17 protein-coding genes, 1 tRNA gene and 2 pseudogenes are annotated in these 18,999 nt (G+C 58.0%); 14 read left to right on the forward strand and 6 right to left on the reverse strand.

Annotation, left to right across the window (positions count from 1 at the left end; all coding sequences use genetic code 11):
• Window positions 1–106: 106 nt before the first annotated feature.
• The 3 genes from HBO19_RS07065 to HBO19_RS28430 form a co-directional block, all read right to left on the reverse strand.
• Window positions 107–388 (reverse strand): peptidylprolyl isomerase, encoded by a 282-nt coding sequence (locus tag HBO19_RS07065; protein ID WP_032861429.1) that lies wholly within the window; start codon window positions 386–388, stop codon window positions 107–109.
• Window positions 389–468: 80 nt separating this feature from the next.
• On the reverse strand, window positions 469–1,539 hold the full coding sequence (locus HBO19_RS07070) for a 3-deoxy-7-phosphoheptulonate synthase (protein ID WP_169956525.1): 1,071 nt from the start codon (window positions 1,537–1,539) through the stop codon (window positions 469–471).
• 339 nt (window positions 1,540–1,878) lie between these two features.
• Window positions 1,879–2,013 carry a hypothetical protein gene (locus tag HBO19_RS28430; protein ID WP_262376865.1) on the reverse strand — a complete coding sequence of 45 codons (135 nt, stop codon included), beginning with the start codon at window positions 2,011–2,013 and terminating at the stop codon, window positions 1,879–1,881.
• 171 nt (window positions 2,014–2,184) lie between these two features.
• Between HBO19_RS28430 and HBO19_RS07075 the strand changes: the two genes are divergently transcribed.
• On the forward strand, window positions 2,185–2,634 hold the full coding sequence (locus HBO19_RS07075; RefSeq protein WP_169956618.1) for a GNAT family N-acetyltransferase: 450 nt from the start codon (window positions 2,185–2,187) through the stop codon (window positions 2,632–2,634).
• A 35-nt stretch (window positions 2,635–2,669) separates the two neighbouring features.
• On the opposite strand, the gene HBO19_RS07080 is transcribed toward HBO19_RS07075, so the two are convergent.
• Window positions 2,670–2,909 carry a DNA-binding protein gene (locus HBO19_RS07080; RefSeq protein WP_169956523.1) on the reverse strand — a complete coding sequence of 80 codons (240 nt, stop codon included), beginning with the start codon at window positions 2,907–2,909 and terminating at the stop codon, window positions 2,670–2,672.
• A gap of 81 nt (window positions 2,910–2,990) precedes the next feature.
• On the opposite strand from HBO19_RS07080, the gene HBO19_RS07085 reads away from it, so the two are divergent.
• From HBO19_RS07085 to HBO19_RS07110, 6 genes and pseudogenes are all read left to right on the forward strand, one after another.
• Complete coding sequence (locus tag HBO19_RS07085; protein ID WP_169956521.1) at window positions 2,991–3,356, forward strand: helix-turn-helix transcriptional regulator; 366 nt, start codon at window positions 2,991–2,993, stop codon at window positions 3,354–3,356.
• 151 nt (window positions 3,357–3,507) lie between these two features.
• Window positions 3,508–4,149, forward strand: a complete 642-nt coding sequence (gene uvrY, locus HBO19_RS07090) for a UvrY/SirA/GacA family response regulator transcription factor (RefSeq protein ID WP_029293774.1) — start codon at window positions 3,508–3,510, stop codon at window positions 4,147–4,149.
• A 16-nt stretch (window positions 4,150–4,165) separates the two neighbouring features.
• Entirely contained in the window at window positions 4,166–5,989 is a 1,824-nt protein-coding gene (gene uvrC / locus HBO19_RS07095; RefSeq protein WP_169956616.1) for an excinuclease ABC subunit UvrC, read from the forward strand.
• Window positions 5,990–6,021: 32 nt separating this feature from the next.
• Window positions 6,022–6,582 (forward strand): CDP-diacylglycerol--glycerol-3-phosphate 3-phosphatidyltransferase, encoded by a 561-nt coding sequence (gene pgsA, locus HBO19_RS07100; protein WP_029293776.1) that lies wholly within the window; start codon window positions 6,022–6,024, stop codon window positions 6,580–6,582.
• Window positions 6,583–6,645: 63 nt separating this feature from the next.
• Window positions 6,646–6,721 (forward strand) — tRNA-Gly (locus HBO19_RS07105).
• Between the two features lie 229 nt (window positions 6,722–6,950).
• A pseudogene (locus tag HBO19_RS07110) lies at window positions 6,951–7,196 on the forward strand (Arm DNA-binding domain-containing protein); the annotation flags it as partial.
• A gap of 677 nt (window positions 7,197–7,873) precedes the next feature.
• Here the strand turns inward: HBO19_RS07110 and HBO19_RS07115 are convergent.
• Both HBO19_RS07115 and HBO19_RS07120 read right to left on the reverse strand, forming a co-directional pair.
• Window positions 7,874–8,086, reverse strand: coding sequence for a DUF1508 domain-containing protein (locus HBO19_RS07115; protein WP_170057149.1), 213 nt, complete (start codon window positions 8,084–8,086; stop codon window positions 7,874–7,876).
• Window positions 8,087–8,335: 249 nt separating this feature from the next.
• Window positions 8,336–9,476 (reverse strand): annotated as a pseudogene (locus HBO19_RS07120) (IS3 family transposase).
• 322 nt (window positions 9,477–9,798) lie between these two features.
• On the opposite strand from HBO19_RS07120, the gene tssB reads away from it, so the two are divergent.
• From tssB to tssH, 7 genes are all read left to right on the forward strand, one after another.
• Window positions 9,799–10,302 (forward strand): type VI secretion system contractile sheath small subunit, encoded by a 504-nt coding sequence (gene tssB / locus HBO19_RS07125; RefSeq protein WP_169956516.1) that lies wholly within the window; start codon window positions 9,799–9,801, stop codon window positions 10,300–10,302.
• Between the two features lie 33 nt (window positions 10,303–10,335).
• Window positions 10,336–11,874, forward strand: coding sequence for a type VI secretion system contractile sheath large subunit (gene tssC, locus HBO19_RS07130; RefSeq protein WP_170041189.1), 1,539 nt, complete (start codon window positions 10,336–10,338; stop codon window positions 11,872–11,874).
• A 23-nt stretch (window positions 11,875–11,897) separates the two neighbouring features.
• Window positions 11,898–13,253, forward strand: coding sequence for a type VI secretion system baseplate subunit TssK (gene tssK / locus HBO19_RS07135; RefSeq protein WP_170057150.1), 1,356 nt, complete (start codon window positions 11,898–11,900; stop codon window positions 13,251–13,253).
• Window positions 13,250–13,933, forward strand: a complete 684-nt coding sequence (gene tssL, locus HBO19_RS07140) for a type VI secretion system protein TssL, short form (protein ID WP_170057151.1) — start codon at window positions 13,250–13,252, stop codon at window positions 13,931–13,933. Before tssK ends, tssL begins: the two co-directional genes overlap by 4 nt.
• A gap of 7 nt (window positions 13,934–13,940) precedes the next feature.
• Window positions 13,941–15,659: an OmpA family protein gene (locus HBO19_RS07145; RefSeq protein WP_170057152.1), complete on the forward strand. Its 1,719-nt coding sequence runs from the start codon at window positions 13,941–13,943 to the stop codon at window positions 15,657–15,659.
• 23 nt (window positions 15,660–15,682) lie between these two features.
• Entirely contained in the window at window positions 15,683–16,174 is a 492-nt protein-coding gene (locus tag HBO19_RS07150) for an Hcp family type VI secretion system effector (RefSeq protein WP_065952232.1), read from the forward strand.
• A 155-nt stretch (window positions 16,175–16,329) separates the two neighbouring features.
• Window positions 16,330–18,999, forward strand: a complete 2,670-nt coding sequence (gene tssH / locus HBO19_RS07155; protein ID WP_170057153.1) for a type VI secretion system ATPase TssH — start codon at window positions 16,330–16,332, stop codon at window positions 18,997–18,999.

Consider the following 18,999-nt stretch of genomic DNA (forward strand, 5'->3'; position numbering starts at 1 on the left):
AAGGGGACTTGTACCCTAACCGCACGCGGGTCGCCAGTCACCCCACTGGCACACAAACACAACGGCCCACCAAAAGGCGGGCCGTTGTGTTTTGCAAAGATGTGGATCAGTCCTGGCGGCTGGTCACTTCCAGCAGGTGATAACCGAACTGGGTTTTCACCGGGCCCTGCACGGTGTTGACCGGGGCGCTGAACACGACAGTGTCGAATTCCTTGACCATCTGGCCAGGGCCGAACGAACCCAGGTTGCCGCCATCACGGCTCGATGGGCAGCTGGAGTTGGCTTTGGCGATTTCTGCGAAATCAGCGCCGCCTTCGATCTGGGCTTTGAGTTCGTTGCACTTGTCTTCGGTGGCAACCAGGATGTGACGGGCGGTAGCTTTAGCCATGATGGGTAACTCCTTGAATAAAAAAGGTGAGCGTACCGGATTCAGGCGGTTATTTCCCGGCAAAGTTCCACTGATTTACATCAGGCTTGATCGCGCAGACGTGCGGCCGCTTCACGCAGCAACTGCTCAGTCCCATCCCAACCCAGGCAGCCGTCGGTCACCGAGACGCCGTAGCGCATCGACGGGCTGAGCGGCTGGCAGCCTTCGAACAAATGACTCTCCAGCATCATGCCGATCAGCGAGGTGTCGCCCTGCAAGCGCTGCTCCAGCACGTCGTTGAACACCGCTGGCTGGCGCATCGGGTCCTTGCCGCTGTTGGCGTGGCTGCAATCGACCATGATCCGCGTGGCCACTTTGCTTTTGGCCAGGTCGGTCTTGACCTGGGCCACGCTCTGGCGGTCGTAGTTCGGGCCGCGATGGCCGCCGCGCAACACCAGGTGGGTGTCGGCGTTGCCCGGAGTCTGGATGATCGCCGGATGGCCCTGGCTGTCGACGCCAAAGTGGCGGTGCGGATGGGCTGCCGAACGCATGGCGTCGCAGGCGATGGCCACGCCGCCGTCGGTGCCGTTCTTGAAGCCGACGGGCATGCCCAGGCCGCTGGCCATTTCCCGGTGGATCTGCGATTCGGTGGTGCGGGCGCCGATGGCGACCCAACTGAGCACATCGTCGAAGTAGCCGGCGGCCATTGGTTGCAGCAACTCGGTGGCGACCGGCAAGCCCAGGCGCAGCATTTCGCGCATCAATTCCCGTGACAGCGTGAGGCCGGCGGCCATGTCATCGCTGCCATCGAGGTGCGGGTCGTAGGCCAGGCCTTTCCAGCCGATGGTGGTGCGCGGTTTTTCGACGTAGGCGCGGATTACCAGGAGCATTTGGTCACTGACGTCATTGGCCAGTTTCTTCAGATTGCGCGCGTATTCCATGGCGGATTCGGGGTCATGGATCGAGCAGGGGCCGACGATGACCAGCAGGCGCGAGTCTTCACCCGTGAGAATCGCGCGGATCGCCTGGCGATGAGCGTTGACTTGCTCGGTCAGGAACGGGCTCAGAGGCAATTGGTGCTTGAGCTCAAGGGCGCTGGGCAAACGCTGGGTCAGCGCTTCATTGGCGCTGGACAGGGTGGTGACGGGCAGGGCGGCGATGGAGGAGTTCATATGTTCTGCTTCCTGGGCAAGCGGCGGGCTGTTCCCGCGCGCTCTGCCCTACTGGGGTGTTCGACAATTGGCCGTATTGGCTGCGTGTGTTGGCTTGCCACCAAGAGGTGACCGATCGGAGGCGGCAGGCTGTCCCGAACGGAGCTTGCTAAATCGCCAGGCGGTGCAGGTGTCGTAACGGTAATAAGTGCTGAAGTTCATGGTGTGGTTTCCTTTAAGTTCGGTGTGTAGCAAAAAATGTTCAGGGCTGAAAAAACAAAACCCCCGGTCGGGGAGCCGACCGGGGGTTAGATTTCTCTGGCAGGCGACCCCTTGAGTAGTGGGCGCCGATTTCAGGTATCAGGCGCGCCAGTGGCTAAACCAATACCCAAAATAAAAGCTGGCCAGTGCGCTCAAACCGTTCACGCGGGTAGCCACGACCGAACGCTGTGCGTTGGCAGTAGGGCAAGCCTGGGTGAGGGTGAGTTGCAACATGGTGTTTCTCCAAATGATGGGGTGGAGCTTAACTGACGCAGGCTGCTGGATTCAATCAGTAATTTCTATCGCGAGGAGGGGCTTACCACTATGGCGGATGTCCCGATATGCTGGATGGATACTCACAATGATTGCCTGGACGCGACCTGTGACGCAATGGAGCCCACTGCTATGGCATTCACCCTCAAGGCAGCATCGGATCAACACCTGGCCTTTGCGCGCAGCCTGACACACCAGGCGATGGGCCATTACTATCGGCAGTACGATCTGACATGGTCCGACAAAGGCTTCGACACCGCCTGGGCCGGGCGGGAAAACTGGTTGATTTGCCAGGATGACAGGCTGGTAGGGTTCGTCAGCCTCAGCCGCGATGACAATGCGCTATACATTCGCGAACTGCACATTCTCGAGGCTTTTCGCCGCCAGGGCGCAGGCAGTTGGGTGCTGGAGCAGATGATCTGCAAGGCGCATGTCGAAAAGCGGGGTTATCTGCGCTTGACGGTATTCAAGACCAATCCGGCTAGAAGGCTGTATCAGCGACAGGGCCTGAGTATTGTCGGTGAGGAGGGGTGTTTCTGGCGCATGGAGTCCGTTTGTCTATCAGCGCAGTCGTCCCGGTAAACCTCGCGCTCGACTTGAATCGGTGCATACTGCTCTTAGGAGCCAATCTCCTGATCATTGCCCGGGCTTTTTGCCTCGTTAAGGATGATCCCCTCTTTCATGCCCAAAAGGACCGCGACCTTATGGGCTTCTCCCCGCCGCCCCTTTTTACGCCCAGCGAGCACTTGATAGGTGGTCGCCGGATCCACGCCATGTTCCCTGGCGAATGCCTGGACCGATTTGCCTTGATGTTCCAGCCAGGCTTTGGCTTGTGCAGCGGTACGGATTCCGGGCATAGTTCAAAACCGTTCAAGTTTGTGTAAAACGAGATGACATCGTCACCTCTTGGGGTGTGCCAGAAAGGATATTACATCCAAATGAGTGGAATAGGTTCGCGCTTACGGCAAGAAAGAGAGCGACTTGGCTTGTCGCAAAAGGTTTTTGGTGAAATAGGAGGCGTGGAGGCTAACGCGCAAGGTAAATATGAAAGTGGTGGCCGCGCACCCAAGGCCGATTACTTATCCCGCGTCGCAGAAAAAGGTGTCGATATTCTGTTTGTTTTGACAGGTAGCCCAACTCCCATCCAGTTGGACAACCTGAGCCAGATCGAAGAAAAAGTCCTGGGCAACTACCGCGCGATGTTTAAAGAGGATCAGGATGCAATCCGCAGGCTGACCAGCACCTTGGCAGAGCATTGCTCTGTGGCAAACGGAAAATCCCGGCCGATCCCCAAGGAATCCTGACCTTTTGCCCAGGAAACAACCCCGCCTGCCGCTCGGCAGGCGTTCGTAGTGGATTGAAACTCTATATATATGACGCGTTCAGCTAGGTCTGTGCCGTGGTTTTTTGCTAAGGTGTCCGGCAACCTATAAGACCATTTCGCGAGGTGTCTGCTTGATTAGGGTGCTAGTAGTCGATGACCATGATCTCGTTCGTACAGGCATTACACGAATGCTGGCTGACATCGATGGCCTGCAAGTAGTCGGTCAGGCCGAGTCGGGGGAGGAATCCCTGATCAAAGCGCGTGAATTGAAACCCGATGTGGTCTTGATGGACGTCAAGATGCCGGGGATTGGCGGTCTTGGCGCGACCTGCAAGTTGCTGCGCAGTCATCCGGATATCAAGGTTGTCGTGGTTACGGTTTGTGAGGAAGACCCTTTTCCTACCAGGCTTCTGCAGGCAGGTGCAGCGGGTTACCTGACTAAAGGTGCGGGGCTCGCGGAGATGGTCCAGGCTATCCGCCTGGTATTTGCCGGCCAGCGCTACATCAGCCCGCAGATTGCCCAGCAATTGGCGATCAAGTCTTTCCAGCCGGTCAGCGATTCGCCGTTTGATGCCTTGTCCGAGCGCGAGATCCAGATCGCCCTGATGATTGTCGGTTGCCAGAAGGTCCAGTCGATTTCGGACAAGCTCTGCCTGTCGCCGAAAACCGTGAACACCTACCGTTATCGAATCTTCGAGAAGCTATCCATCAGCAGTGATGTTGAACTGACCTTGCTCGCGGTTCGCCACGGCATGGTGGACGCCAGCGCCTGAAATGCAAGCCACTGAAATAACTGCCGCGTTTGATCCCAGTGCATTTCTAGCGACCTGCAGTGGCCGGCCTGGCGTGTATCGCATGTTCGACAGCGAGGCGCGTCTGCTGTACGTCGGCAAGGCCAAGAACCTCAAGAAGCGCCTGGCCAGTTACTTTCGCAAGACCGGCCTGGCGCCGAAGACCGCCGCGCTGGTGGGGCGTATCGCCCAGGTCGAAACCACCATCACCGCCAATGAAACCGAGGCGTTGCTGCTTGAGCAGACGCTGATCAAGGAATGGCGGCCGCCCTACAATATTCTGTTGCGTGACGATAAGTCCTACCCGTACGTGTTTCTGTCGGACGGTGACTTTCCGCGCCTGAGCATCCATCGCGGGGCGAAGAAGCGCAAGGGCAAGTATTTTGGCCCGTACCCCAGCGCCGGGGCGATCCGCGAGAGCCTGAGCCTGCTGCAAAAGACCTTCTTCGTGCGTCAGTGCGAAGACAGCTTCTACAAGAACCGTACCCGCCCGTGCCTGCAATACCAGATCAAGCGCTGCAAGGCGCCTTGTGTCGGGCTGGTCGAGCCTAAGGAATATGCCGAAGACGTGCGTCACTCGGTGATGTTCCTCGAAGGGCGCAGCAATGCCCTGGCCGACGAACTGTCGGGGGCCATGGAGCAGGCGGCCAGTGTCCTGGATTTCGAACGGGCCGCCGAGCTGCGTGACCAGGTGTCGTTGTTGCGCCGGGTACAGGACCAGCAGAGCATGGAGGGCGGCACCGGTGACGTCGACGTGATTGCGGCCTTCGTCAACCCGGGCGGGGCCTGTGTGCACCTGATCAGCGTGCGTGGCGGTCGGGTGCTGGGCAGCAAGAACTTCTTTCCCCAGACGGGGATCGAGGAGGAGGTGGCCGAAGTCATGGCTGCGTTCCTCGGCCAGTATTACGTCAGCAGCCCCGAGCGCGACTTGCCGGGTGAATTGATCGTCAACGTGGTTCACGAAGACTTCCCTGCGCTGATCGATGCGATCCACGCCCTGCGCGGCCGCGAACTGGACATCAGCCACCGGGTGCGTGGCACCCGTGCGCGCTGGCAGCAATTGGCGGTGACCAACGCCGAGCAGGCCCTGAGCGCGCGCCTGGCCAACCGCCAGCATGTGGCCGCACGCTTTGAGGCGCTGGCCGACGTGCTCAAGCTCGACGAGCCGCCGCAACGCCTGGAGTGCTACGACATCAGCCACTCCAGCGGCGAGGCGACCGTGGCGTCCTGCGTGGTCTTCGGTCCGGAAGGGCCGATCAAGTCCGACTATCGACGCTACAACATCGAAGGCGTCACCCCTGGTGATGACTATGCCGCCATGCACCAGGCCCTGACCCGGCGCTTCAGCAAACTCAAGGACGGCGAGGGCAAGCTGCCGGATATCCTGCTGGTAGACGGCGGCAAGGGCCAGTTGTCCATGGCCCGTGATGTGCTCAACGAACTGGCAGTGCCCGACCTGATCCTGCTCGGCGTGGCCAAGGGTGCGACGCGCAAGGCCGGTTTTGAAACGTTGTACTTGAATGATGCGGCCCATGAGTTCACCTTGAAGGGCGACTCACCGGCGCTGCACCTGATTCAGCAGATCCGCGATGAAGCCCACCGCTTTGCCATTACCGGCCACCGTGCCCGCCGTGGTAAGACCCGGCGCACCTCAACCCTGGAAGGGGTTGCGGGTGTGGGACCAAAGCGGCGGCGTGAACTGTTGAAACATTTCGGTGGATTGCAGGAATTGTCCCGTGCCAGCATTGAAGAAATAGCCAAAGCCCCTGGTATCAGTAAAAAGCTCGCTGAGTTGATTTATGCAAACCTACACAGCGAGTAGAATGCCCTCTCACCTCGTAGCCAGTTGTGCCGATGAATATCCCTAATCTGATCACCGTTCTACGCGTCCTGCTCATTCCGATTTTCATTTTGCTGTTTTACCTGCCCTATGAATGGAGCTACATGGCCTCCAGTTCGGTCTTTGCCTTCGCGGCCGCGACCGACTGGCTAGACGGCTACCTGGCACGACGCCTGGAGCAGAGCACGCCGTTTGGCGCGTTCCTCGACCCCGTAGCCGACAAGCTGATGGTCGCCGTGGCGCTGGTGCTGCTCGTACAAGAGCACGGCAACCTGTGGCTGACCCTGCCTGCCGCCGTGATCATCGGTCGTGAAATCGTCGTCTCGGCCTTGCGCGAATGGATGGCCGAAATCGGCGCACGCGCCCATGTGGCCGTGTCCAACATGGGCAAATGGAAAACCGCCGCGCAAATGCTGGCGCTGGTCATCCTGCTGGCCAACCCGTCGAATTTCACGTTCTGGGTACTACTGGGCTACGCCTTGCTGCTGATCGCCGCCGGCCTGACCTTGTGGTCCATGCTGCAATACCTGCGCGCCGCCTGGCCCCATCTGCGCACGACCGTGGAAAAGAAATAAAACTTTTTTGAATCAAGGGGTTGACGGGTGGTGAGGATTCTATAGAATGCGCATCACCAAGACGCGGGAATAGCTCAGTTGGTAGAGCACGACCTTGCCAAGGTCGGGGTCGCGAGTTCGAGTCTCGTTTCCCGCTCCAAATATCGATCTACAGGGTTCCATTGAAGTCTGTAGATCATTGAAAAAAGACGCTTAGGCGTCTTTTTTCGTTCCGTCAGTATCCATCGAAAGCCACGGGTATCCGGACGTGTTTAGTCCAGAATCTAGTCCATGAAAATGGCGGGCTTCGAGATCGGATTGTTGCAGGAGCCCAACGAGTCGTTTGCTGAACATCTAGCCCTGAATTCAACCTTCAGGAGGCTAGAAGCATGGCTCTTTCATATGCTGCCGTCCGGCAGGCCACGCCCACTGGCAAAGACTACACCCTCGGCGATATTGACGGCCTGTCCTTGGCGGTGACAGCCTCGGGCGGGCGCTCGTGGCACTTCCGTTACTGCTGGAACGGCAAGCAAAAACGCATGTCGCTGGACACCTATCCGCAGGTCAGTTTGCGTGATGCGCGTTCCCTTCAGGACGAAGCGGGCAAATTATTGGCTCAAGGGGTCAATCCCCAGGCGCGTCCTTAGGCAGTTACTGGATCAGCAGTTCGGCGGTGGCGGTCTCGCGCACGCGCATCATGATCAGGCTGTTGAAGTTGCCCAGGCGCGCTTCGATGTAGCTGAGGGTCTGCAAGGTCGGGGCCGTGGAAGCAGCGCGTGGCTTGGCAGCTCGAGGACGCGGTTTGGTCGCGGCAGATTTGGCGGTTGAACCAAGGCGTCGAGAGTAGGACGGGTTATCAGTCTTCTATTGCACTGTCCGTAAAGAAGGCAAAAGTAGAAAGGGATGTTCGGAATAGAGATCGCCCACCAGGAGGGGCGGTGATTAATCGTGGGCAAATACTCCGTAGATCACCTGCACCACGATTCCCGGATTTGGGTGGCTGTCGTCATCCACCGTCGACGCAGCGTTTGAGGTGATGATCAGCGCATGGGTGTCATTGAACAGACAAGGTCGACGTTCGAGTTGCTCGTCATCCAGGTGCTGCTGCGCCGTAGCCTTGAAGATCTGGGCTACCTAGGCGGGTGCGGAACGAGTCGGTAGTGCTGGGCGCTAGCCTGGAGAGGATGGTGGGTGGCGGGGCAGCGTCAATCGGCAACGGGCGCAGCCCCTTATAGGCGGGTGTTGATCGTCTGGATCAAGCGTGGAGGTGATTCGAGATAGCACTATGCAGTGCTGCACGGGCCGAAGCTGATTACTGTGTACGTAACCGCATGAAGGAATCGTCGCCAATAACCCGGGTGGCGAAGTCCTGTGTTTTCACTAATTCAATAGAGTGTTCGCAGTCCTTGAGGTTGTGGTAACTCTCGGAACTGACGGCGATGATCTTTGCGTTTTTAGCGATGAATCGCCAACGCCATTCGTTTTTGATGTCTTTGTATACGTAAAAGTGGGCAGACTCTGCCATATGCTTCTCCTCGGACGTCGATACTTATGTAGCGGGCGTTTAACGCTATCAATCATGCCGAGAGAGCGTCTATAAACATAGAGATTCGAGTTGCGTCGCAATGTGTCGAAGATTGCAAATTACGTTCGACCTAACGGACGTAGGCGTGTTGATTTTGAGATGGTGTTTGACTTTGTATCGTTAACGTTGATGAAGGAATCGTAAATGGATCTTCTGGTATGATAGGTTGTACGAATCGCTCATGATTCTCTAGACACCTTGCAAGCTCATTGCGTAACGCTTTTCAAACTCTACTGGTGAAAGTTGATTGTTGAAACCATGGCGGCGTTTTACGTTGTAGAATATTTCGATGTAATCGAATACATCACTACTGGCATCTTCCCGCGTGGTGTAGATTCTCCGCTTGACCCGTTCCCGCTTTAGATGTTGGAAAAAGCTCTCGGCCACGGCGTTATTATGGCAGTTGCCTCGGCGGCTCATGCTGGCAACCAAATTGTTTGCCTTCAAAAAGCTGCGCCAATCTGAACTGCTGTACTGGGCCTTGGTCGGAATGAACCATCACCTCTTGTTTCGGTTTACGCCTCCAAACCGCCATCAACAACACATAAATCGCCAAATCACGGGTCATCTGCGACTTCATTGGCCAGCCTACAACCTGGCGAGAAAACAGATCCAGCACCACCGCCAAATACAACCAGCCTTCATACGTATGAATGTAGGTAATGTCGCTGACCCAAACCTTGTTGGGTTCCACGACGTCGAACTGGCGCTTCAGCAAATTGGGTGAGGCGACCGCTGGCTTACCGCCGTACTTTCCAGGGCGGCGTCGATAACCTGTCTGAGAACGCAGACCTTCAAGACGCATCCGCCTCGCCACACGATGACGACCACAATCCTCATCGCGCAGATCGTCATGGATTTTGCGATAGTCGTAAATGCCGCCGCTCTCCAGTCGGGAATGCTTGATCAACCCTAGAAGTCGTTGTTCGCGTTGGACGCGTACAGATTGCGGCTCAGACAGCCGCGCGTAATAACCGCTGGGATGGGCTTTCAGCGTGAGGCAAAGCCTTCGAATCGAATAGTCGCCAGTGCGCTGCTTGATAAAGGCGTACTTCAGCCGCACTCCTTGGCAAAGTACGCTGCGGACTTTTTTGATATGCCTCGATCTTCAGTGACGCGCTTGAGTTCCGCTCGCAGACGACGCCGTTCAGCGTGCTGATCATCGTCCTGCTGCCGTTCTTCTTGAGGTTTGCTGTAGCGCTTTCCAGGCATAGAGGCTATGCGTCGACACGCCAAGACGGCCCGCTACCTCAGCGACAGGCAGCTTCTTTTCGGTCACTTGATTGACTGCTTGGATTTTGAATTCTTCGGGGTAACGCGGGTTGCTCATGGCATCTCCCAATTGGCTTCAGTTTAAGGCAAAGAGGTGCCTACGAGACCCGGGGCGATTCAGTTCATGTAGGAAAACTCGCCAATTCGTTGTCGAAAGTTCCCTCTAGGGCTTTGAGGGCTGGTCAAGGTTGATTGGGATACTTCATTGTAATGAGGAAGGAAATAAGTACATCGTACGTAGCACTTTTTGATCTCATGAAATGGAGTTTATGTACTGCGGCCGGTGGATGCGCTGGCGAGTAGGCTGGAGGTATAGGCTCCAGTCTTACTTTATTTACGGCAGCAACTGCTGTTAAAAAAGTGTCTGGAGAGGTGGGATCATGGCTTCAAAAAGTTTTCAGAGTGAAGTGCCCAAGGCGCGAGTCAACATCAAGCTTGATTTGCATACTGGTGGTGCCCAGAAGAAAGTCGAGTTGCCGCTCAAGCTGATGATCATGGGTGATTACAGCAATGGCAAGGAGCAACGCCCGCTCTCTGAGCGAGGCAAGGTCAACATCAATAAAAACAACTTCGACAATGTTCTGGGTGAGTTTTCGCCTAGCGTGAAACTCGCAGTCGATAACACATTGGCCGGCGATGCGTCTGACACCTCCGTCGAGTTGAATTTCCAGAGCATGAAGGACTTCGAGCCCGAGCAGGTAGCGAGGCAGATTCCGCAACTGCGCGCCTTGTTGGCCATGCGCAACCTGTTGCGTGACCTCAAATCGAACCTGTTGGATAACGTGACCTTTCGTCATGAGCTGGAGCGCATCCTTAAGGATGACGCACTCAGTGATGAACTTCGAGCCGAGCTGGCTGCTCTGGCGCCCAAGGAAGAACGTTAATTCATATCGGTAGTTTTAAAAGGAAGTTCCATCATGCCTGCAGAAAATTCCAGCGTGCAATCGCACGGCGCTACAGTATTGTCTGAACATAACAATGGTGTTTATGCCACCTTGTTTAACAAGATCAACTTAAGCCCAGTTACTGAGTTGGGAGGTATCGAAGTTTTCCAGAATTCTGAGGCGCTGTCTGAGGTCTCGGCTGATGAGCGGGTAACGGCCGCCGTGAATGTCTTTTTAAAGTTGATTAAGCAATCTACACAAAAAGTCGAGCGGCTGGACAAGATTCTGCTGGACGAGCACATCGCTTTGCTGGATATGCAGATCAGTCGTCAACTTGACGTGGTCATGCACCATCCTGACTTTCAACGCGTTGAGTCAACGTGGCGTGGCGTGAAATCGCTGATCGACCAGACAGACTTCCGTCAGAACGTTCGTATAGAACTGTTGGATATTAGCAAGGATCACCTGGTGCAGGATTTCGAGGATGCTCCGGAAATCGCCCAGAGTGGTTTGTATCTGCATACCTATACTCAGGAATACGATACCCCGGGGGGTGAGCCGATTGCCTCGGCCATCTCCAACTACGAATTCGACCGCAGTCCTCAGGACATTGCCTTGTTGCGCAATATTTCAAAAGTGGCCGCCGCTGCGCATATGCCGTTTGTGGGTTCCGTAGGCCCGGCCTTCTTTGGCAAAGATTCTATGGAAGAGGTCGCCGCGATAAAAGACATCGGCAACTACTTTGACCGTGCCGAATACATCAAGTGGAAGGCATTGCGTGACAGTGATGATGCACGCTATATCGGCTTGGTCATGCCACGCGTTCTGGGTCGGCTGCCCTATGGGCCCGACACCGTTCCCGTACGCAGCTTCAATTACATCGAAAGCGTAAAAGGGCCAGATCACGACAAGTACCTGTGGACCAACGCGTCGTTTGCCTTTGCCGCCAACATGGTCAAGAGCTTCGTCACCAATGGCTGGTGCGTGCAGATTCGTGGGCCGCAATCGGGCGGTGCCGTCACTGAGTTGCCGATCCACCTGTACGACTTGGGCACTGGCAATCAGGTCAAGATCCCTTCCGAAGTGATGATCCCGGAAACGCGCGAGTTTGAATTTGCCAATCTCGGTTTCATCCCACTTTCGTACTACAAGAACCGCGACTATGCGTGCTTCTTCTCGGCTAATTCTGCGCAAAAGCCCGCGTTGTACGACACGGCCGACGCCACCGCCAACAGCCGCATCAACGCGCGCCTGCCTTACATCTTCCTGCTGTCTCGCATAGCCCACTACCTGAAGCTGATCCAGCGCGAAAACATCGGCACCACCAAGGATCGTCGCCTGCTGGAGCTTGAGCTGAACAAATGGATCGGCGGGCTGGTGACTGAAATGACTGATCCGGGCGATGACCTGCAAGCCTCGCACCCGCTGCGGGATGCGAAGGTGACGGTTGAAGACATTGAGGATAACCCCGGCTTCTTCCGTATCAAGTTGTACGCCGTGCCTCACTTCCAAGTCGAGGGCATGGACGTGAATCTGTCGCTGGTTTCGCAGATGCCCAAGGCCAAAGCCTGATTCAGTCGTAGGGAAACGATGCCATGAAGATCGATCGCCCTCTATGGGCCGCCGGGGCGTTGCTGTGTCCGCAGCAATTCCAGCAACAGGCGCGCTGGGAGGCTTGGACTAACGAGCGGCTCGCTCAACTGACCCTGGCGCACCCTTGGGGTGTCCAGGCCGTTGAGTTTGACCCGCAGGTTTTGCAGTTGGGCAAGCTCAAGGTGACTCGACTGCGCGTGCGGATGCCGGATGGCACGTGGATCGACACTGAGCAGGTGGACCGTCTGCCTCTTGCCTTGGAGCTGGCGCAGTTACTGGCTGACGATGATCAGGAAGCGTTGTTGCATTTGGCCTTGCCGCTGGAGCAGGCCAACGGCAACAACTGCTTGTTTGAGGGTGGCAGAGTTGATCGACCGATGCGCTATCGCCAGTCGTGGCGCGAGGTGCAGGACATTTATGCCGACGAGGTGCAGTCGATCAGTGTGCTGGAGCACGCGCTTAGCCTGCGTCTGCATCGCGATGACAACGCTGATTACCTGACGTGCCCGGTCGCGCGTCTGGTGCGTGATGGGCAGGGCGCCTGGAGCCTGGATCCTGCCTATGTGCCGCCGCTATTGAGCTTCGCTGCCCATGCAGGGTTGTTGAACCAGTTGGACAACCTGTTGACGCAGCTATCGGCCAAGCGGCAACGGCTTATGGGCATGCGCCGGGAAAGCAACCAGCGCATGGCCGACTTTGCTGTGGCTGATGTATCGCTGTTCTGGTTGCTCAATGCCTTGAATACCTATCAGCCGGTATTGGCGGATCTTCAGGCATTTCCCGCACGGCACCCCGAGCAGGTCTATCAGCAGTTGATAAAGCTGGCCGGCAGTCTGCTGACGTTCTCATTGGAGCACGATATCGACAAGATTCCAGCTTACCGGCACGAGTCTTTGGAGATGGTGTTTCCACCATTGATGCACACCATTTCCCTGTTGCTTGAAGCCAGCCTGCCGTCGCGGGTCATTGCTTTGGAGCTGGAGGAGCATGGCGCCAATCGCTGGCAGGTCACGCTGAACGACCCTCGGCTGCGCGAGCGTGATGGTGCTGATTTCTATCTGTCGGTGCGCTGCCGACTACCGGCGGCGCAGCTGCAGGACCAGTTCCCACGTCTGTGCAAGATCGGTACGCCGGACGAGGTCAATTACCTGGTCAACGCGGCGCTCGACGGTATTCCGCTGCAATCCCTCAGCCATGTACCGGCGGCGATTCCATTGCGTCTGGAAAACCAGTATTTCGCGCTGGACCTTGATCATTCAAAGGGGCAGGCGGTGGTGGACGAAGGGGTATGCGCTTTCTATGTGCCAAGCACCTTGGCCGACGTGAAACTTGAACTGTTTGCGGTGCTGCGCTCATGAACCTGACGGCTTCCAAAGAACACACAGCAGTGGTTGTGGATATCGATGCGCTGTTGCAGGACACCTACCTGTTGGTGGTCGAGTTGCGCCAAGGCGCCTCCGTGCCGCGCAGCCAGGACCTGTCGCAACTTTGTGTTGAGCAGGTTGAACACGTTCGGCAGCAGTTGAAACTGGCGGGCCTGAGCCAACGCAGCATAGACCGCATCAGTCATGCTCAGTGCGCGTTGCTGGATGAAACCGTACTCACTTGCGCCGAAGGTGACGCGCACGCCTCCTGGGCCAGCGAACCGTTGCAGACCAAGTTCTTTAATCGCCATCAGGCGGGCGAGTTTCTGTACGAGGACATGCGCGACGTCTTGCGCGAGCCTGCGCCCGATCGGCAGGTGCTGACGGCCTTTCAACGGGTACTGATGTTGGGGTTTCGTGGGCGCTATCGTGATCTGAGTGATCCCGAGCGTGAGCAGTTATTGGTTGACCTCAGTGCACGGATCACTCCACTTCGGGTCAGTCAAAGCCTGATAACCCAGGCGAACGGCAGTGAGCTGATCGCAGGCCTGGCTTGGCTGCGCTCACCTCTGGTCCATGTAGTGGCCGTGGGGATGTTGCTTGCGGCCACATGGTGGGGAATGGATCACCTATTGAGCGGCGCAATTGCCTCGCTCTTGCCTGATCAGGCGTGAGGGCCAGATGACCTTCAACCTGTATCGAATACTTTACCTGTGGGCAGGGGCACTGGTCCTGGCTTTGCTGGCCATCATTCCGCTCGCGATATGGGTACGTGCCCTCGGCGTGTTGATAGCCGTGTGTTGTGTTGCGTGGGCCTGGGTATCGCTGCGTCACCGTGTCGAACGGCAGCGCGGGTCGGTACGCCTGGCCGATAACATGGCCCTGCCTGCGGCGTCGTTCCGTCACCCCGTCGTGCTGGTTTGCGGTGATGGCCTGGAGGGCCTATTCGGCATTGTTCCAGCCGAGCATTTGGCCTTGCGTGTCACCGAGCAAGGTTGCTATGTGCGCGTGCCCAGCCTGAAGCAGCTGCCGGTCGTCACCGATAGCGTCCTGGCCTTGCGCCCAGGCTGGGGAGGGCAACTTGGCGTGATGTTCACCGTCAACCCCGGCGCGCATAGCGATGGGGCCGTACTCGCCGGTCAAGTGCGTGCCTTCAATCACCAGGTGGCCTTGGCACGCAAGCGCGGCATTGCGCTGCCGCTGTTGCTGGTGAGCTACCTGCAAACCTTGCAGGGCGAGGAGCCTTGGTTCAGTTGGAACAACGGCCAGGCCGAGGCCCGTGTGCGTGATGCGGGGGCCTGCGTCAGTTTGGATGAGTGGCAGCAGCAAATCACTGGCTCGTCCATACAGGCGGCTCGGATGCACGCGAGTGTGCAGCTGAACAGCGTTGTGGCCTGGCTGCATGACGCCGTGCTGCCACACCTCGGCACTCGCAGCTCTCCAGGTTTGGCAACTATCTGCGCAGTCAAGTTGGTGCCGGCATTGCCTTATGCCGTGAAAGGGAGCCTGTGGCAGCAATGGTTACGCAGCAAAGTGGCGCTGATTGACAACAGGCCGGTGGTGACGGATGCGGTCTTGCCGTTCCCGGACGCGTTGCTCTGCCTGTTCCCGCTCGGTCCGCTGCGCTCCCCGGTACATCGCGCAAGCATTGCAGCAGTGTGGTTATTCGCCGTCGCAGGTGTAGTCGCACTCGCAAGCTCAGCGTGGCAGAACACCTTGTTGGTGCGTCAGGTCAGTGACGATCTACGGCGTTATGCGGCCATTCCACAGCCGACTCAGCGTGAGCAGCGCGGGTTTCTTTGGCGTGAAGACGCGGTAACCGTCCTTCGCCAGGATGCCCAGCGCCTGGACGCTTACTACCGGCACGGCGTGCCCTTGGCATTCGGCCTGGGCCTGTACCGCGGCGAACGCCTGCGCGCCCCGTTGCTGGCAGTGCTGGCCGCGCATGTTGAGCCACCGTCGACCACACCGCCCACGCGAATTGCCAACCCCGTACGGCTGGACAGCCTGTCGCTATTCGCTACCGGCAGTGCCCAGCTCAAGCCGGATTCGACCAAAGTCCTAATCAATGCGCTGGTCGGCATCAAGGCGCAGCCAGGCTGGCTGATCGTGATCGCCGGGCATACCGACGCTACCGGCGACTCACATAACAACCTTCGGCTATCTCACGCCCGCGCTGCCGTCGTGCATGCCTGGATGCAGCAGATGGGCGGCATGCCCGACAGCTGTTTTGCGGTGCAGGGCTTCGGCGCCAGCCAGCCGATCGCCAGTAACGACACCGAAGCGGGGCGTGCAGCCAATCGCCGCGTAGATATCCGTCTGGTACCGGAGGCAGGGGCGTGCGTGCTCTCTACCGCGGAGCCGGACAGGCAACCCCCTGTCGTATCCCGCGACAGTTAAATTTCCAAGAAAAGGAGCTTCACATGGCAATTCCCGTTTACCTCTGGCTGCAAGACGACGGCGGCGCAAGCATCAAAGGTTCGGTGGACGTGCAAAAGCGCGAAGGCAGCATCGAAGTGGTTGCCCAGGACCACAGCCTGTACATCCCCACCGACAACAACACCGGCAAGTTGACCGGGACGCGCGTACATACCCCGTTTCTGTTTTCCAAGGAAATCGATTCGTCCAGCCCTTACCTTTACAAGGCCGTGACCACCGGGCAAACCCTCAAGAGTGCTGAGTTCAAGTGGTATCGCATCGACGACGCCGGGGAAGAAGTCGAGTATTTCATCACCAAACTGGAAAACGTCAAGGTGGTGAAAGTCGCACCGAAAATGCACGACGTCAAAGACCCAGCCAAAGAGAAGCACAACCACCTGGAGCAGGTCGAGTTGCGTTACGAAAAGGTCACCTGGACCTACAAGGACGGCAACATCATCCACTCCGATTCGTGGAACGAACGCCAAAGCGCGTGATAAGCACGGAGCCGCAGGCGTGCTTTCGCCTGCTGGCTGCCGGTGTGCTGGGTTGAGCGTCCGTTCGCGGGCGTTCAGCCAAACACATCGAGTTGCACAACCCCGGCTGGTTTTATCGACGACACACCCTGATCCCCGCACAAGGATGTAACCGTATGGCACCCAATTCCACTCGCTTGCTTCGCCGCCTCAACCCCTACTGCGCCCAGGCATTGAGTGCAGCGGCCTCGCTGTGCCAAAGCCGTGCGCACGCACAGATCACCATTGAACACTGGCTGCTCAAGTTGCTGGGGCAGGGAGACGGTGACCTGACCGTGATCGCGCGTCGTTACGAATGGAATATGGAGACGCTGTGGTACGGGCTGCTTGAACACATTGATCAACTACCTCGCAGCGTGCAGAGCAAGCCGCAACTGTCGGAGCCATTGCAGCAACTGATCAAAAACGCCTGGTTGCGGGCCTCGCTGGACGACAACAACGACAGTCTGCGTTCCGTACACCTGCTGAGCGCGTTGATGGAAACGCCCAGCTTGTTGGTGTGTGAAACCGCATGGCCACTGCTCAGCCTCAGTGAGGCTCAGTTGCAGCGCCTCTTGGTGCTGTTGGATCAATCGTCCGAGGAACGCCCTGAAGTGCAGGGGGCAGTCGAGCCAAGTGATCCCGAAATGTCTTCAGGTGAGCTCGCCATACTCCCACCCAGCGCAACGAAAAAAGTGGAGGCGTTGCAGGCGGTGCTGAACAGGTTCACCCACGACCTCACTGCCAAGGCAGCACAAGGGCAGATCGACCCGGTGTTTGGCCGTGACGACGAAATCCGCCAGGTCATCGACATCCTCAGCCGCCGTCGCAAGAACAACCCGATTCTGGTGGGCGAACCCGGTGTCGGCAAGACCGCACTGGTCGAAGGCCTGGCGTTGAGCATCGCCCACGGTATGGTGCCCGACAGTCTCAAATCAGTCAGTGTGCGCACCCTTGACCTTGGCTTATTGCAAGCTGGCGCAGGCGTCAAAGGCGAGTTTGAACAACGGCTGAAAAACGTGATCGACGCGGTGCAACAGTCTGAACAACCGGTGCTGTTGTTCATTGACGAAGCCCATACCCTGATCGGTGCCGGCAACCAGGCTGGCGGCGCCGACGCGGCCAACCTGCTCAAGCCCGCCTTGGCCCGAGGTGAGTTGCGCACCATCGCTGCGACCACCTGGAGCGAGTACAAACAGTACTTCGAGCGCGATGCCGCCTTGGAAAGGCGCTTTCAGATGGTCAAGGTCGATGAGCCGGATGATGCCAACGCCAGCCTGATGTTGCGTGGCCTCAAAGGGCGCTACGCCACCCATCATGGCGTGCACATTCAGGATGCGGCCGTGCAGGCTGCGGTCAGCCTGTCGCGGCGCTACCTCACCGGTCGCCAGTTGCCCGATAAAGCGGTCGACCTGCTGGACACCGCCAGCGCCCGAGTGCGCATGAGCCTGGACTGCGAACCGCAGGCGTTGATCCGCCTGAGTGCCCGGCAAGTGGCCTTGGAGCTGGAGGGCCAGGCGCTGGAACAGGATCAGCGCCTTGGCGGGCATGGTGCCAATGAACGCCTGGCGGTGATTGCCGCCCAACACGCTGAGCTGCAACGCCAATACATTGACTTGGAACAGCAATATCGGCAAGAACTTGACCTGACCCAGCAACTGATTGATGCGCGTCAAGCGCAGCCGTTGCAGCTAGAGGCCTGCGCGAAGCTGCAACGGCAGTTGAGCGATGTCCAGGGCAATCAACCCCTGCTGTCTCTGGACGTCGAGGCACGTAGCGTAGCGGAAGTCATTGCCGATTGGACCGGGGTGCCGCTGGGCAGTTTGCTCAAGGATGAACAGGCCAACCTGCTGATGCTGGAGCAGCAACTGGGCGAGCGTGTCATCGGGCAAGCACTGGCCTTGAGCGCTATGGCCCAGCGCTTGCGCGCGGCCAAAACTGGCCTCACCGATGACAAGGCGCCGCTGGGCGTGTTCCTGCTGGTCGGCACCAGCGGCGTGGGCAAAACCGAAACCGCCCAGGCCCTGGCCGACAGCCTGTTCGGCGGCGAAAAATCACTGATCACCCTCAACTTTTCCGAATACCAGGAAGCCCACACCGTCAGCCAACTCAAGGGCTCACCGCCCGGCTACGTCGGTTATGGTCAGGGCGGTGTGCTTACCGAAGCCGTGCGCCAACGGCCCTACAGCGTCGTGCTGCTCGACGAGGTGGAAAAGGCCCATCGCGACGTGCTCAATCTGTTCTACCAGGTCTTTGATCGCGGCTTCATGCGCGATGGCGAAGGGCGCGAGATCGACTTTCGCAACACCGTCATCCTCATGACCTCCAACCTCGGCAGCGACCTGCTGCAAACCTGTGTGCAGGAACAACCTGACGCACCGGACAGCGTGCTGCATGAACTGCTGCGTCCTATCCTGAGTGAGCACTTCCAACCCGCGTTGCTGGCACGCTTTCAAACCCTGATCTATCGCCCGCTGCAGGCCGATGCACTCAAGCGCATCGTGGCGATCAAGCTGGCCCAGGTCGCCAAGCGCCTGCAGCGCCATTACGGCCTGGACTGTCAGATTGACGACGCCCTGAATGACGCGCTGGTTGCCGCCTGCCTGCTGCCCGATTCAGGCGCACGCAACATCGACAGCCTGCTCAACGAGCAAATCCTGCCGGTGCTTAGCCAGCAATTGCTGGAGCGCCGCGCGGCGCAGCAACGTACCCACGGCGTGCGCCTCGGCTATAGCGACGACGAAGGCATCAGCCTGCAATTCACCGATGTTCAAGACACGGCTCAGCCCGTTGCGCTGGAGGTGTGA

Origin of the sequence: Pseudomonas sp. WS 5021, assembly GCF_012985535.1 — a bacterium.
Classification (GTDB): domain Bacteria; phylum Pseudomonadota; class Gammaproteobacteria; order Pseudomonadales; family Pseudomonadaceae; genus Aquipseudomonas.

Excerpts from the sequence above, each read along its gene's own strand:
- HBO19_RS07065 (WP_032861429.1), bottom strand. The coding sequence starts at position 388 with ATGGCTAAAGCTACCGCCCGTCACATCCTGGTTGCCACCGAAGACAAG.
- HBO19_RS07070 (WP_169956525.1), bottom strand. The coding sequence starts at position 1,539 with ATGAACTCCTCCATCGCCGCCCTGCCCGTCACCACCCTGTCCAGCGCC.
- HBO19_RS28430 (WP_262376865.1), bottom strand. The coding sequence starts at position 2,013 with ATGTTGCAACTCACCCTCACCCAGGCTTGCCCTACTGCCAACGCACAG.
- HBO19_RS07075 (WP_169956618.1), top strand. The coding sequence starts at position 2,185 with ATGGCATTCACCCTCAAGGCAGCATCGGATCAACACCTGGCCTTTGCG.
- HBO19_RS07080 (WP_169956523.1), bottom strand. The coding sequence starts at position 2,909 with ATGCCCGGAATCCGTACCGCTGCACAAGCCAAAGCCTGGCTGGAACAT.
- HBO19_RS07085 (WP_169956521.1), top strand. The coding sequence starts at position 2,991 with ATGAGTGGAATAGGTTCGCGCTTACGGCAAGAAAGAGAGCGACTTGGC.
- pgsA (WP_029293776.1), top strand. The coding sequence starts at position 6,022 with ATGAATATCCCTAATCTGATCACCGTTCTACGCGTCCTGCTCATTCCG.
- HBO19_RS07115 (WP_170057149.1), bottom strand. The coding sequence starts at position 8,086 with ATGGCAGAGTCTGCCCACTTTTACGTATACAAAGACATCAAAAACGAA.
- tssB (WP_169956516.1), top strand. The coding sequence starts at position 9,799 with ATGGCTTCAAAAAGTTTTCAGAGTGAAGTGCCCAAGGCGCGAGTCAAC.
- tssC (WP_170041189.1), top strand. The coding sequence starts at position 10,336 with ATGCCTGCAGAAAATTCCAGCGTGCAATCGCACGGCGCTACAGTATTG.
- tssK (WP_170057150.1), top strand. The coding sequence starts at position 11,898 with ATGAAGATCGATCGCCCTCTATGGGCCGCCGGGGCGTTGCTGTGTCCG.
- tssL (WP_170057151.1), top strand. The coding sequence starts at position 13,250 with ATGAACCTGACGGCTTCCAAAGAACACACAGCAGTGGTTGTGGATATC.
- HBO19_RS07145 (WP_170057152.1), top strand. The coding sequence starts at position 13,941 with ATGACCTTCAACCTGTATCGAATACTTTACCTGTGGGCAGGGGCACTG.
- HBO19_RS07150 (WP_065952232.1), top strand. The coding sequence starts at position 15,683 with ATGGCAATTCCCGTTTACCTCTGGCTGCAAGACGACGGCGGCGCAAGC.
- tssH (WP_170057153.1), top strand. The coding sequence starts at position 16,330 with ATGGCACCCAATTCCACTCGCTTGCTTCGCCGCCTCAACCCCTACTGC.